Source organism: Clostridium sp. ATCC 25772, from assembly GCF_001573875.1.
Classification (GTDB): domain Bacteria; phylum Bacillota; class Clostridia; order Clostridiales; family Clostridiaceae; genus Clostridium_J; species Clostridium_J senegalense.
In genome coordinates this window covers 44,171-56,515 of the sequence record NZ_LFRG01000009.1, presented here as the reverse complement: position 1 = coordinate 56,515, position 12,345 = coordinate 44,171, and the positions used below count along the sequence as shown (strand labels likewise).

Genomic DNA, 12,345 nt, shown 5'->3' with positions numbered 1-12,345 from the left:
AAAATCAAAATTTATTAAAAAGGAGGAGTATCAATGAAAAAAGGCTTACCGGAAGGTGCTTATGGTCTTAAAGATGGTCAGAAAAAGTATATTCCGTACATCCCGACAGACAAAGTTATGCCAGAGTTTACTGCATTATCAATAGTGATTGGTATAATACTATGCATAATATTTGGTGCAGCAAATGCTTATTTAGGGCTAAAAGTTGGTATGACAGTTTCTGCGTCAATACCAGCAGGTGTTGTTTCTATGGCTATAGTTAGAGTGCTATTAAAAAGAAAATCTATATTAGAAAACAATATGGTGCAAACTATAGCATCGGCAGGAGAGTCATTAGTTGCAGGAGCTATCTTTACTATTCCGGCGTTATTTTTATGGGGGGAGGCTCCAACTGCATTAACAATGACAGTTATTACATTAGTAGGTGGAGTACTAGGTGTAGTATTCATGATCCCTATAAGAAAGTATTTAATAGTTAAAGAACATGGAGTACTTCCATATCCAGAAGGAGTTGCTTGTGCAGAAGTTCTAGTTGCAGGCGAAGAAGGTGGAAACAGTGCTAAAATGGTATTTATAGGAGGTGCCGTTGGTGCAATCTATAAATTAATAGGTGATGGGTTTAAAATGTTTCCAACAGAAATAGAAAAAACAATAGAAGGTTATTCTAATGCAACAGTAGGTATGGATACATTACCTGCACTTTTAGGTGTTGGATATATAGTAGGACCTAGAATATCATCTTATATGTTAATTGGCGCTATACTTGGATGGCTTTGTTTTATACCTATGATAACATTCTTTGGAATGGGTTCAAGTGAAGTTATATTTCCAGCGACAGATGTTATTAAAAACTTAGGACCATGGGAAATTTGGTCTAATTATTTAAAATATATAGGAGCAGGTGCCGTTGCTACAGGTGGTATTGTAAGTTTAGGAAAATCATTACCAGTAATAATTTCATCTTTTAAAGATGCTTTAAAAGGATTGAAACAAAAGGGCGAAGTGGTAGAAGTAGAAAGAACAGACAGAGATTTAGGACCTAAATTTATAATAGGTATGATAATAGCATCTATAATATTAATAGCTATATTACCACAAATACCAGTAGGTTGGTTTGGTGCTTTGTTAATAGTTATATTTGGATTTTTCTTTGTTACAGTATCTTCAAGGGTTGTTGGTTTAGTTGGAAGTTCATCAAACCCAATCTCTGGAATGACTATAGCAGCAATACTTTTAACAACAATATTATTAAAAGTCACAGGAATGTCTGGTAAAGAGGGAATGATTTCAGCATTGTGTATAGGTGCAGTTGTATGTACAGCTTCTGCAATAGCTGGAGATACTTCTCAAGATTTAAAAACTGGATATTTAGTTGGTGCAACTCCATGGAAACAACAGGTTGGAGAACTTGTAGGTGTATTAGCAGCAGCTATAGCAGTAGGATTTATAATGATTCTTTTAAATAAAGCATATACTTTTGGCAGTAAAGAATTAGCAGCACCACAAGCTGGATTAATGAAACTTATAATTGAAGGTATTATGGATGGAAACTTACCTTGGAATTTAGTATTTATGGGTGCAGTATCCTCGATAATCTTTGAATTGTTAGGAGTATCATCATTACCAGTAGCTATAGGACTTTATCTACCAATACATTTATCAACTCCTATAATGGTTGGTGGTCTTATAAAAGGTATAATAGATAAGTTTGTCAAAAATGAAAATAAAAGAACTGCTGCAAATGAAGCAGGAATATTATACGGATCAGGTCTTATTGCTGGTGAAGGTATAATGGGTGTTATTTTAGCTGGATTTGCAGTTGGAGGAAAAGATTTTGCACTAGCAAATCCTATAGTAGGACAGTTTGGCTCACTTGTGATATTTATATTGTTAGCCTTATCTTTAGTTTATATGTTAAAAGTGGCTATGAAAGATGCAGAAACTGATAAGGCATAAGGATAGTAAATTGATTTAATTAATAAAGATAGAAATTTATTAAAAAATAAATAGTATAGCAGTGGGAATTTAAAAAAGAGTTTAAATTCTCACTGTATACTGTTTGAAAAATCTAATTTTAAACTGGAAATTGGAGGATGTATTTGATAACATGAAAAGTAAAAATATTATGGAAAGAATTCCGAAAAGAAATGAAAAATTAAGTTGGAAATGTGTTGATGAAAATGTAACAATAATAGTCTTTAGAAATTCTCCTATTGAAAGAGTATTGCATAAAATTTTTAGAAAACCTAAAGTTGTAAGGATTGAATTGGAAAGTATAGGATCTAAGGTTTGGAACTTATGTGATGGAAATAGGAACATATATGAAATATCCGAAAAAATAAAAGAGGAATACGGGGAAAAAATAGAACCTGCAATTCCAAGATTGTTAAAGTACTTAACTATACTTAATAACAATGGATATATAAAAATATAGATAAATAATCTAAAACCTAAAGTAATCAAAATCGGTAATAATCACCACAACTATTGACTGTTCACTATATAACTCTTAACTAAAATAATCTGTTAGTTATTGATAAAATGTTAATTTGAAACCCTATAGTTATACTTAATTGTAAAAGGAGAAGGTCATGAAATATATTGTATATGTTATAGCAATAGCACTTTTAACAATGCTATTAATTTATATAGGTATTATAAAAGAAAGAAACTTAAACACACTTTTATTGGACAAGTTATATACTAAATGTTGTAATAAAGTATTAAAATATTTAAAAAAAGATACATTGATTAGTGCAAAGGAAATAAGGGAGTTAATATCTAACGAGCAAACTGGTGTATTATGGAGCAAAAAAAAGATAGGAGTAACTAATAAGATACAATTTACTAATCACGTAATTGAGGGATTAATAAAGCTTGATAAAATACAGCTTGTAGATGATAAAAAAAGAGTTTATAGTTTAAAATATAATTAAATAGAAAAAGTGGTGCAATATGCACCACTTTTTTAAGCTGCTATAGATTTATCTTTATTTGAGTTAGATAAGTTTTTTTTATCAGTATTTGAATTGTCATTAATTAAAAGCTTATAAGCTTGTATTAATACAGTAGGGATTATTGCTAAGATATATATTAAACCTATTTGTCCTAAATTAAGAGGTGATACTTCAAATAAGTTTTGTAATACAGGTACTACAAGTACTGCTGTAAGTAATACAAATCCAGCTAAAAATGCCCATATGCTATATTTATTTGATTTAAATCCAAGTTTAAATATTGATTGTTTTCCTCTACAGTTAAATCCATGGAATAATCTAGCTAAACATAATGTAGAAAATGACATTGTGCTTGCAAGAGCAGCATCACCAAAATTTAGTCCTATATGAAATGCAATCATGGTAAATACAGCAATCAATAAACCTTCAACAGAAATAGATTTAACAAAGTCTTTTGTTAATATAGAGTCTTTAGAGTTTCTAGGTTTTTCAGTTAATAAATCATCATTTCCCATCTCTAGTCCAATTGCTATTGCAGGTAAACTATCAGTAAGTAAGTTTATGAATAGTAAATGAACTGGAGCAAATGGCATTGGTAAAGCTAGCAATGAAGCATATAATATTGCTAATATACCAGCAGTGTTACCTGATAATAAAAATCTAATAGAATTTTTAATATTTTTATAAACATTTCTTCCATTAGCTACTGACTTAACAATTGTAGCAAAGTTATCATCTGTTAAAATCATAGAAGCAGCATCTTTTGAAACTTCTGTACCTGTTATTCCCATAGCAATACCAATATTAGCTTGTTTTAAAGCTGGGGCATCATTAACACCGTCACCAGTCATAGCAACAATCATATCCTTTTCCTGCCAAGCTCTAACTATTCTAATTTTATGCTCAGGAGAAACTCTAGCATAGACAGATATTTTATCAACTTTTTCTTTAAGTTCTTCATCTGACATTTTTTCAAGTTCTAAACCTTCAAGAGCTAAATCACCATCTTTAAATATTCCTATTTCTTTAGCAATAGCACAAGCAGTTATCTTATGGTCTCCAGTTATCATAACTGGTTTAATTCCAGCAGTTATACAATCATGAACAGCCTTTTTAGATTCTTCTCTTGGAGGATCAATCATAGAGATTAATCCTATGAAAGTATAATTGTTCTCATCATCTAAAGTTAAACTTTGATTTTCTTCAATTTCTTTATAAGCGAAAGCCAAAACTCTTAAACCATTTTCAGAGAACTCTCTATTAGTTTTTTCTATTGTGATTATATCCTCTTTTGTAATTTCTCTTACACCATTAGAAGTTTTAATATATTTAACTCTGTTAAGAAGTACGTCCAGTGCACCTTTAGTAAGCATTAGATTTTTTTCATTTATTTTATGAGAAGTACTCATTAATTTTCTATCAGAATCAAATGGAATTTCAGAAATTCTCTCATATTTATTTCTTAATTCTAATTCATTTATAGAATAAATTTTTCCTAAGTTAACTAATGCAACTTCTGTTGGATCACCAATCTCTTTGCCACCTTCAGCAGATGAATCATTACATAAAATTGATGTTTGAAGAAGTAATTTTTCAGTTTCATCATTTAAGTTATATTCCTTATCTTCGATAATTTTACCGTTAACAAAGGATTTTTTTACAGTCATTTTATTTTGAGTAAGGGTTCCTGTTTTGTCAGAACATATAACAGAAACACAACCAAGACCTTCTACTGCTTTAAGATATTTAACAATGGCATTTTCACTAGCCATTTTTTGAGTTCCAAGAGCAAGAACTATAGTAACTATAGAACTTAAGGCTTCAGGAATAGCAGCTACAGCAAGTGCAACAGCAAACATTAATGAATCAAGTATAGGTGTACCTCTAAATACATCTATTCCAAATATGATAGCTGAGATGATTAAAATTATGATAGCAAGTTTTTTGCTGAAATCATCTAGACTAGCTTGTAGTGGAGTTTTCTTTTCTTGCGTATTTTCAAGAAGAGAAGCAATTTTACCAATTTCAGTATCCATTCCTGTTTTAGTAATTAATACATTAGCTCTACCATAAGTAACAAGACTACCTGAGAACACCATGTTTTTTTGATCCCCAAGTGCAATTTCTTCTTCAGTTATTATTTCAGAAAATTTATTAACACTTTCGGATTCACCAGTTAATGAACTTTCATTAACTTGTAGTGAGTAGTTTTCAAGAATTCTACCATCGGCAGCAACTAAGTCACCTGCTTCTAGAATTAGTATATCACCAGGAACAACTTGATTAGATGGTATTTCAATTTTGTTACCATTTCTTATAACTTTAGAATTTGGAGCTGACAGTGCCTTTAAACTATTTAAAGATTGTTCAGCTTTTACATGTTGAACAGTTCCAAGTATAGCATTAAGGATAATAACTACAAAAATGACTAAAGTACTTTCTATATTTCCTATAGCCATTGAAACTGCTCCAGCTATAATAAGTATAAGAACTAGCAAATCTTTAAACTGTTCTAAAAAAACAATAAAAGTGCTTTTCTTTTCCTTTTCTTTAAGTTCATTTAAACCATATTTCTCTGTATATGATTTAACTTGATTATCAGTTAATCCATTAACAGAAGAATTGAATTCAGTTAGAACCTCCTCTTTAGATCTTGAAAAATAATTATTCATTTATAAATGCTCCTTTCAAAATTAGATATTATTTAACAAAAAAGACCTTTGATATAGTTCTCAAAATTATTGAGAACTATATCAAAGGTCTTGTAACCAAATTAATACTTGGTATATATCTCCAGGCAATAAATTACCGACATGTTGAAGATATATTTGCAACTACTCCCCTTTAATATAAGGAAATATTAAATTTTATATTTGTTTAAAAAAAATTCTGTATTAAATATATAACAAATAGGACAAGTTGTCAACAATTATATTTTTTTATTATAAAAAAATATAAAAAGACCTTTAATATAACTTTTAGAAATTTATTTTAAAAGTTATATTAAAGGTCTTGTAACCAATAAAATTGGTACATAGCGCCAGACAATAAGAAGGTTTTTACCTTTTTTTCTATATTGTCGAAGTGTTGACGATATGATTTAAAACTACTCCCCTTTAATTAAATAATTATATCTATTACATACTATGCAACTATATATATGTTGATTATAAATAATATGTTAACAAATTATTTAATTCATAGATATATATGGTAAAATGAATCGAAAAAAAATATAATAAAATATATAATGAATTTAAAAATTAATATTTAAATGAAAAATTAGACATAAATTTTCTAACAGATAATATAAATGTTTTGTATAAGATGAATTTATGTTTTTTTATATAGAAATTAGTAGAGTAAAAATTAGAAATGGTTTACAAAAACACTATTGGGAATTATAATTAAAGATAACTAAATAATTTGAAAATTTAATAAATTATTAAATTTCAGTAATTTTTAGTATTCAACTTGGTATTGCTAGTTAAATATAAAATTTATTTGCTGGGGGGTATTTAAAATGGAAGAACTAAAAAGGACTCCTTTAAGAGAGGTGTATGAACAATATGGTGGAAAAGTTGTTGAATTTGCAGGATATGAATTACCAACGCAATTTAAAGGCTTTTTACATGAGCACCATACTGTAAGAGAAAGAGCTGGACTATTTGATGTTTCCCATATGGGCGAAGTTACAGTAAAAGGAAAAGATGCTAAAAAATTTGTTCAGTATTTAGTAACTAATGATATTAACACTCTTAATAATAATTGTGTTTTATACACATTTATGTGTAAAGAAGATGGTGGAGTAGTAGACGATTTATTGGTTTATAAGTTTGATGAAGATGATTTCTTTTTAGTTATTAATGCAAGTAACAAAGATAAAGATGTCAAATGGATAATGGATCATAAAGGTGATTTTGATATTGAAATTATAGATGTATCACAAAATATTGCACAACTTGCATTTCAAGGACCAATGGCAGAAGAAATTCTTCAAAAAATAGTAGATATAAATTTACAAGAAATAAATTTCTTTCAGCTTAGAAGAAATGTATTAGTTAATGGAAAAAAATGTTTAGTGTCTAGAACAGGATATACAGGAGAAGATGGTTTTGAAATTTACTGTGATCCACAAGATGCTAAAGAATTATGGAATGCTATATTAAAAGCAGGTGAAAAAGAGGGAGCAGAACCAATAGGATTAGGTGCTAGAGATACATTAAGATTTGAAGCATGTCTTCCGTTATATGGTAACGAAATGGATGAGAGTATAACTCCGCTAGAAATGGGATTTGGTTTCTTTGTAAAATTAAAAGTAGAAGAAGATTTTATAGGAAAAGATGCTTTGAAAAAACAAAAAGCAGAAGGAATAACAAGAAAGTTAGTTGGCTTTGAACTTTTAGATAAGGGTGTTCCAAGACATGGATATGAAGTTGTTAAAGATGGAAAAGTAATTGGACATGTAACAACTGGTTATAAATCACCAACATTAAATAAACCAATTGGATTAGCTTTAGTAGAGGAACAATATGCTAAAATAGGAACTGAATTTAATATAAAAGTTAGAAATAAAGAGTTAAAAGCTATAGCTATAGATAAGAGATTCTATACTAAAAAAACAAAAAGCAAATAAAATAATATAGATTTATAATTATAATTATTAAAAAATGGGGGGCTATTTAAATGAAAGTTTTAAATAATTTACTTTATACTAATGATCATGAATGGGTAAAGGTTGAAGGGGATAAAGCATATATAGGAATAAGTGATTGTGCACAACATATGTTAGGAGATATAGTTTTTATTGAATTACCATCTGTAGATGATGAATTAGAAAAGGGCGAAACATTTGCAACTATAGAATCTGTTAAGGCAGCATCAGATAGTTATATGCCATTAGGCGGAAAAGTTTTAGAAGTTAATGAAGAGTTAGAAGATAATCCAGCAGCTTTAAATGAAGATCCATATGAAAATTGGGTTGCATTAATAGAAATATCAGATAAAGGTGAATTAGAAGGATTAATTAAACCAGAGGATTATGAGAAAATTTGTGAAGAGTTAAGTAAGGAGGCATAATTATGTTTCCTTATATTCCAAATACAGAAAAAGAAACAAAAGAAATTTTAGATTTTCTTTCAATAAAATCTGTAGATGATTTATTTAAGGATGTACCAAGAGATGTAAAATTAAATAGAGAATTAAATTTAGAAAGTTGTTTATCTGAATTAGAAGTAGAAAAAAGGTTGAAAAGTTTAGCTGCAAAAAATAAATCTATGGATGAATTGACATGCTTTTTAGGTGCTGGCAATTATGATCATTATATACCAGCATTAGTTAAGCATATAACTGGAAGATCAGAGTTTTATACAGCATATACTCCATATCAACCAGAAGTAAGCCAAGGAACACTACAAGCTATTTTTGAATATCAAAGTATGATTTGTAGTTTAACAGGCATGGAAGTTTCAAACTCTTCTATGTATGATGGTGCAACGGCTACAGCCGAGGCAGCTATACTTGCAATAGCTAGTACAAAAAGAAACACTATAGTAGTTTCAAAGTCAGTAAGTCCAGACACTAGAAAAGTTCTTCAAACTTATTTAAAATTTAGAAATTATGAAATGGTAGAAGTTGACTTAGAAGATGGAACTACAGATGTAGAAAAAGTTATCAGTAGTTTAGATAAAACTGTAGCAGCAGTAGTTATTCAAAGTCCAAACTTCTTTGGATTAATAGAAGATGTTGAAAATATGGTAGAAGCTATTCATAAAAATAAATCTCTTTTAATAATGAATGTAGATCCTATATCATTAGGAGTATTAAAAAGTCCTGGTGAATTAGGTGCAGATATAGTTGTAGGAGATGGACAATGTTTAGGTGCTAATATAAGTTATGGTGGTCCTGGTCTTGGATTTATGAATACTACTAAAAAGCTTATGAGGAAAATGCCAGGCAGAATAGTTGGTCAGACAGAAGATGTTGATGGAAAAAGAGGTTTTGTTTTAACACTTCAAGCTAGAGAACAACACATAAGAAGAGAAAAAGCAACTTCTAATATTTGTTCAGATCAAACTGCAGTAGCTATAGGTGCAGCAGTTTATATGGCAACTCTAGGAAAAGAAGGCATAAAAGAAGTAGCAAAGCAATGCTTAGTTAAATCACATTATGCATATAATGAATTAATTAAGTCAGGAAAATATAAGCCTGCATTTAATAAGCCATTCTTTAAGGAGTTTGTAGTAAAAACAGAAACTTCACCTTGTGAAATTAATAATAAATTATTAGAAAATAATATTTTAGGTGGATATAATTTAGGTAAGGTTTATCCAGAATATAAAAATTCTATGATGCTTTGTGTTACAGAAAAAAGAACAAGGGAAGATATAGATAATTTAGTGAAAGTGATGGAGGAGATATAATGAAAGATTATAATAAAATTATATTTGAGCTGTCATCAGAAGGTAGAAAAGGCTATAGACTTCCTAATTTAGATGTGCCAGAAGTAGAGCTATCAGAATTACTACCTAAAAACTTATTAAGAGAAGATGAATTAGCACTTCCAGAAGTAAGTGAAGTTGATGTTGTGAGACATTATACAGCTCTTTCAAATAAAAACTATAGTGTTGATAAAGGATTTTATCCATTAGGCTCATGCACTATGAAATATAATCCTAAAATAAATGAAGATATGGCTATGCTTAGCGGATTTTCAAAGGTACACCCACTTCAAGATGAAAATATATCACAAGGTTCATTAGAACTAATGCATGATTTAAAGGTTAGATTATGTGAAATTACTGGAATGGATGATTTTACTCTTCAGCCAGCAGCAGGCGCACATGGTGAATATACTGGACTTTTAATTATAAAATCTTACCATGAGAAAAGAGGAGATAAAAAAAGAACAAAAATTATAGTTCCAGATTCAGCACATGGTACAAATCCAGCCAGTGCATCAGTTGCAGGATTTGATATTGTAGAAATAAAGTCTAATCCAGATGGCAGAGTTTCTATTGATGAACTTAAAAGGGTTTTAAATGATGAAATTGCAGGACTAATGCTTACTAATCCAAGTACATTAGGATTGTTTGAAAAAGATATAAAAACTATTAGTGAATTAGTCCATGATGCAGGTGGATTACTATATTATGATGGAGCAAATTTAAATGCTATTATGGGAGTTGCAAGACCTGGTGATATGGGATTTGATGTTTGTCATCTAAATCTTCATAAAACATTTTCAACTCCACACGGTGGTGGAGGACCAGGTTCAGGTCCTGTTGGAGTTAAAAAGCATTTAGCTAAATTCCTTCCTATGCCAACAGTAGAAAAAGAAGATAATAAGTTTATTTTAGACTATAATAGACCGGATTCACTAGGGAAAATTAGAGGATTTTATGGAAACTTTGGGGTTATGGTTAAAGCATACACTTACATTTTAACCATGGGAAAAGAAGGATTAAAATCTGCTTCAGAAAATGCAGTTTTAAATGCTAATTATATAAAAGAAGCTTTAAAAGAGTATTATAATCTGGGAAAAGATGATATATGTAAACATGAAGTTATATTAAGTACTCTTAAGGATAATCCACATCATATAGCTACAGTTGATATAGCTAAAAGGCTGATAGATTATGGAGTACATCCACCTACAGTTTACTTCCCATTAATAGTTGAAGAAGCACTTATGATTGAACCTACTGAAAGTGAAAGTAAAGAAACTATTGATGAGTTTATAGATATCATGAAAAAAATAGCTATAGAAGCTAAAGAGAATCCAGAGCTTTTACATGAAGCACCAGTAAAAGCACCAGTAAGAAGATTAGACCAAGTAAAAGCAGCAAGAACTCCTATATTAAAATGGGAAAAGTAGTTTGAAAATGTAGGAATTATTTAAAGAGTTAGGATTTAAGATTAATTTCTTGCATCTTAACTCTTAAATTTTATATAAATTAAATATTTATTAAAAGGGGGTAGTGATTTTATGAAGGATATTATAGTTATAGGTGGAGGTCCTGGTGGATATGTGGCTGCTATTAGAGCTGCTCATTTGGGTGCAGATGTTGCAGTAGTTGAGATGGATAGCTTTGGGGGAACATGTCTTAATAGAGGATGTATTCCAACTAAAACATTATATAGAACAGCAGAAATAATGAATATATTAAAACATATAGATGATTTTGGAATAGAAACTGAAAATTACAACGTAAATGTGGAAAAGGTTCAAGAAAGAAAAAATAATGTAATAAAAACTTTAGTAGGTGGGGTAGAACAATTATTAAAAGGAAATGGTGTTGAGATATTAAGAGGAAAAGCTTTCTTAAAAGATAAGAATACTGTGTTAGTAGAAACACAAGATGGACAAGTTACATTGAAAAGTAAAAATATAATAATAGCTACTGGTTCAGAAGCTGAAATGCCAAACATAAAAGGTATAGAAAATAAAAATATTATAATAAGTGATGATATTTTAGAGTTTAATCGTATTCCAAAGCACCTAGTTGTATCAGGTGGCGGTGTTGTTGGAATGGAATTTGCTAGCATTTTTAAAGCTATGGGAAGTGAAGTAACTGTAATAGTGGCTAGAGATTCAATACTATATGATATAGATAGAGAGATAAGTAAGAGATATACAGCTATGGCTAAAAAATCAGGAATAAATATCTTAACATCAACTAAAATACTAGAATTTAATGGTGATGAAAACAATGTAACTATTAAGTGCGAAGGAAAAAAAGGGGAGTTTGAATTAAATTCAGACATGGTTTTAATGGCAAAAGGCAGAAGAGGAAACTTTACAGGAGTGAACTTAGATGAATTAGGCATTGATCATGATAAAAAGAAAATAATAGTAGATGAAAATTATAAAACTAATATAGATGGAATATATGCAATTGGGGATATTAATGGGATTTGTCTTCTTGCTCATGCAGCATCACATCAAGGTATAGAGGCAGTTGAACATATAATGGAAGACAAAGCGTGTCATAAGTCAGTAATTCCTAATTGCATATTTACATTCCCAGAGATAGCAACTGTCGGTATGACAGAGGAGGAAATTAAATCTAAAGGAATAGATTACATTAAAAACAAGTTCTTATTTGGTGCAAATGGCAAGGCATTAGCATTAGGTGAAGGTGAAGGCTTTGTAAAAGTTATATGTGAAAAGGAAAGTAAGAAACTTTTAGGCATTCATATAATGGGACCACATGCGTCAGATTTAATACATGAAGGTGTATTAGCTATTGAAAAATCTATGACAGTAGATGATTTTAAAGAAGTAGTACATGCTCATCCAACACTAGGAGAAGCCTTTGATGAAGCTATAATGGGATTGAATAAAGAAGCAATACACAGCATAAATAAAAAATAATTTGAACGCTTC

At 29.8% G+C, this 12,345-nt stretch carries 9 protein-coding genes; 8 read left to right on the top strand and 1 reads right to left on the bottom strand.

Annotated elements, in window-relative coordinates; genetic code table 11:
• The first annotated feature begins 33 nt into the window (after window positions 1–33).
• The 3 genes from AZI32_RS04460 to AZI32_RS04450 all read left to right on the top strand — a co-directional run bounded on the left by AZI32_RS04460 (window position 34) and on the right by AZI32_RS04450 (window position 2,936).
• Window positions 34–1,956 carry an oligopeptide transporter, OPT family gene (locus tag AZI32_RS04460; RefSeq protein ID WP_061994699.1) on the top strand — a complete coding sequence of 641 codons (1,923 nt, stop codon included), beginning with the start codon at window positions 34–36 and terminating at the stop codon, window positions 1,954–1,956.
• 151 nt (window positions 1,957–2,107) lie between these two features.
• Window positions 2,108–2,434, top strand: a complete 327-nt coding sequence (locus tag AZI32_RS04455; protein ID WP_061994698.1) for a PqqD family protein — start codon at window positions 2,108–2,110, stop codon at window positions 2,432–2,434.
• 157 nt (window positions 2,435–2,591) lie between these two features.
• The gene (locus tag AZI32_RS04450; RefSeq protein WP_061994697.1) at window positions 2,592–2,936 is read left to right on the top strand and encodes a hypothetical protein; all 345 of its coding nucleotides are present in this window, start codon (window positions 2,592–2,594) and stop codon (window positions 2,934–2,936) included.
• Window positions 2,937–2,968: 32 nt separating this feature from the next.
• Here the strand turns inward: AZI32_RS04450 and AZI32_RS04445 are convergent, their stop codons facing one another.
• Window positions 2,969–5,629 (bottom strand): cation-translocating P-type ATPase, encoded by a 2,661-nt coding sequence (locus AZI32_RS04445; RefSeq protein ID WP_061994696.1) that lies wholly within the window; start codon window positions 5,627–5,629, stop codon window positions 2,969–2,971.
• A gap of 851 nt (window positions 5,630–6,480) precedes the next feature.
• On the opposite strand from AZI32_RS04445, the gene gcvT reads away from it, so the two are divergent.
• The 5 genes from gcvT (at window position 6,481) to lpdA (ending at window position 12,333) form a co-directional block, all read left to right on the top strand.
• Complete coding sequence (gcvT, locus tag AZI32_RS04440; RefSeq protein ID WP_061994695.1) at window positions 6,481–7,593, top strand: glycine cleavage system aminomethyltransferase GcvT; 1,113 nt, start codon at window positions 6,481–6,483, stop codon at window positions 7,591–7,593.
• A 50-nt stretch (window positions 7,594–7,643) separates the two neighbouring features.
• Window positions 7,644–8,036, top strand: coding sequence for a glycine cleavage system protein GcvH (gene gcvH, locus AZI32_RS04435; RefSeq protein ID WP_061994694.1), 393 nt, complete (start codon window positions 7,644–7,646; stop codon window positions 8,034–8,036).
• 2 nt (window positions 8,037–8,038) lie between these two features.
• A complete protein-coding gene (gene gcvPA / locus AZI32_RS04430) occupies window positions 8,039–9,379 on the top strand; it encodes an aminomethyl-transferring glycine dehydrogenase subunit GcvPA (RefSeq protein ID WP_061994693.1) in 1,341 nt (446 codons plus the stop codon).
• Window positions 9,379–10,833: an aminomethyl-transferring glycine dehydrogenase subunit GcvPB gene (gene gcvPB, locus AZI32_RS04425; protein WP_061994692.1), complete on the top strand. Its 1,455-nt coding sequence runs from the start codon at window positions 9,379–9,381 to the stop codon at window positions 10,831–10,833. The genes gcvPA and gcvPB overlap by 1 nt, the downstream gene beginning before the upstream one ends.
• 111 nt (window positions 10,834–10,944) lie before the next feature.
• Window positions 10,945–12,333, top strand: a complete 1,389-nt coding sequence (lpdA, locus tag AZI32_RS04420) for a dihydrolipoyl dehydrogenase (protein ID WP_061994691.1) — start codon at window positions 10,945–10,947, stop codon at window positions 12,331–12,333.
• Window positions 12,334–12,345 lie beyond the last annotated feature (12 nt).

What these genes read in the sequence shown, in the direction of transcription:
- AZI32_RS04460 (WP_061994699.1), top strand. Translation starts at nt 34, where the DNA reads ATGAAAAAAGGCTTACCGGAAGGTGCTTATGGTCTTAAAGATGGTCAG.
- AZI32_RS04455 (WP_061994698.1), top strand. Translation starts at nt 2,108, where the DNA reads ATGAAAAGTAAAAATATTATGGAAAGAATTCCGAAAAGAAATGAAAAA.
- AZI32_RS04450 (WP_061994697.1), top strand. Translation starts at nt 2,592, where the DNA reads ATGAAATATATTGTATATGTTATAGCAATAGCACTTTTAACAATGCTA.
- AZI32_RS04445 (WP_061994696.1), bottom strand. Translation starts at nt 5,629, where the DNA reads ATGAATAATTATTTTTCAAGATCTAAAGAGGAGGTTCTAACTGAATTC.
- gcvT (WP_061994695.1), top strand. Translation starts at nt 6,481, where the DNA reads ATGGAAGAACTAAAAAGGACTCCTTTAAGAGAGGTGTATGAACAATAT.
- gcvH (WP_061994694.1), top strand. Translation starts at nt 7,644, where the DNA reads ATGAAAGTTTTAAATAATTTACTTTATACTAATGATCATGAATGGGTA.
- gcvPA (WP_061994693.1), top strand. Translation starts at nt 8,039, where the DNA reads ATGTTTCCTTATATTCCAAATACAGAAAAAGAAACAAAAGAAATTTTA.
- gcvPB (WP_061994692.1), top strand. Translation starts at nt 9,379, where the DNA reads ATGAAAGATTATAATAAAATTATATTTGAGCTGTCATCAGAAGGTAGA.
- lpdA (WP_061994691.1), top strand. Translation starts at nt 10,945, where the DNA reads ATGAAGGATATTATAGTTATAGGTGGAGGTCCTGGTGGATATGTGGCT.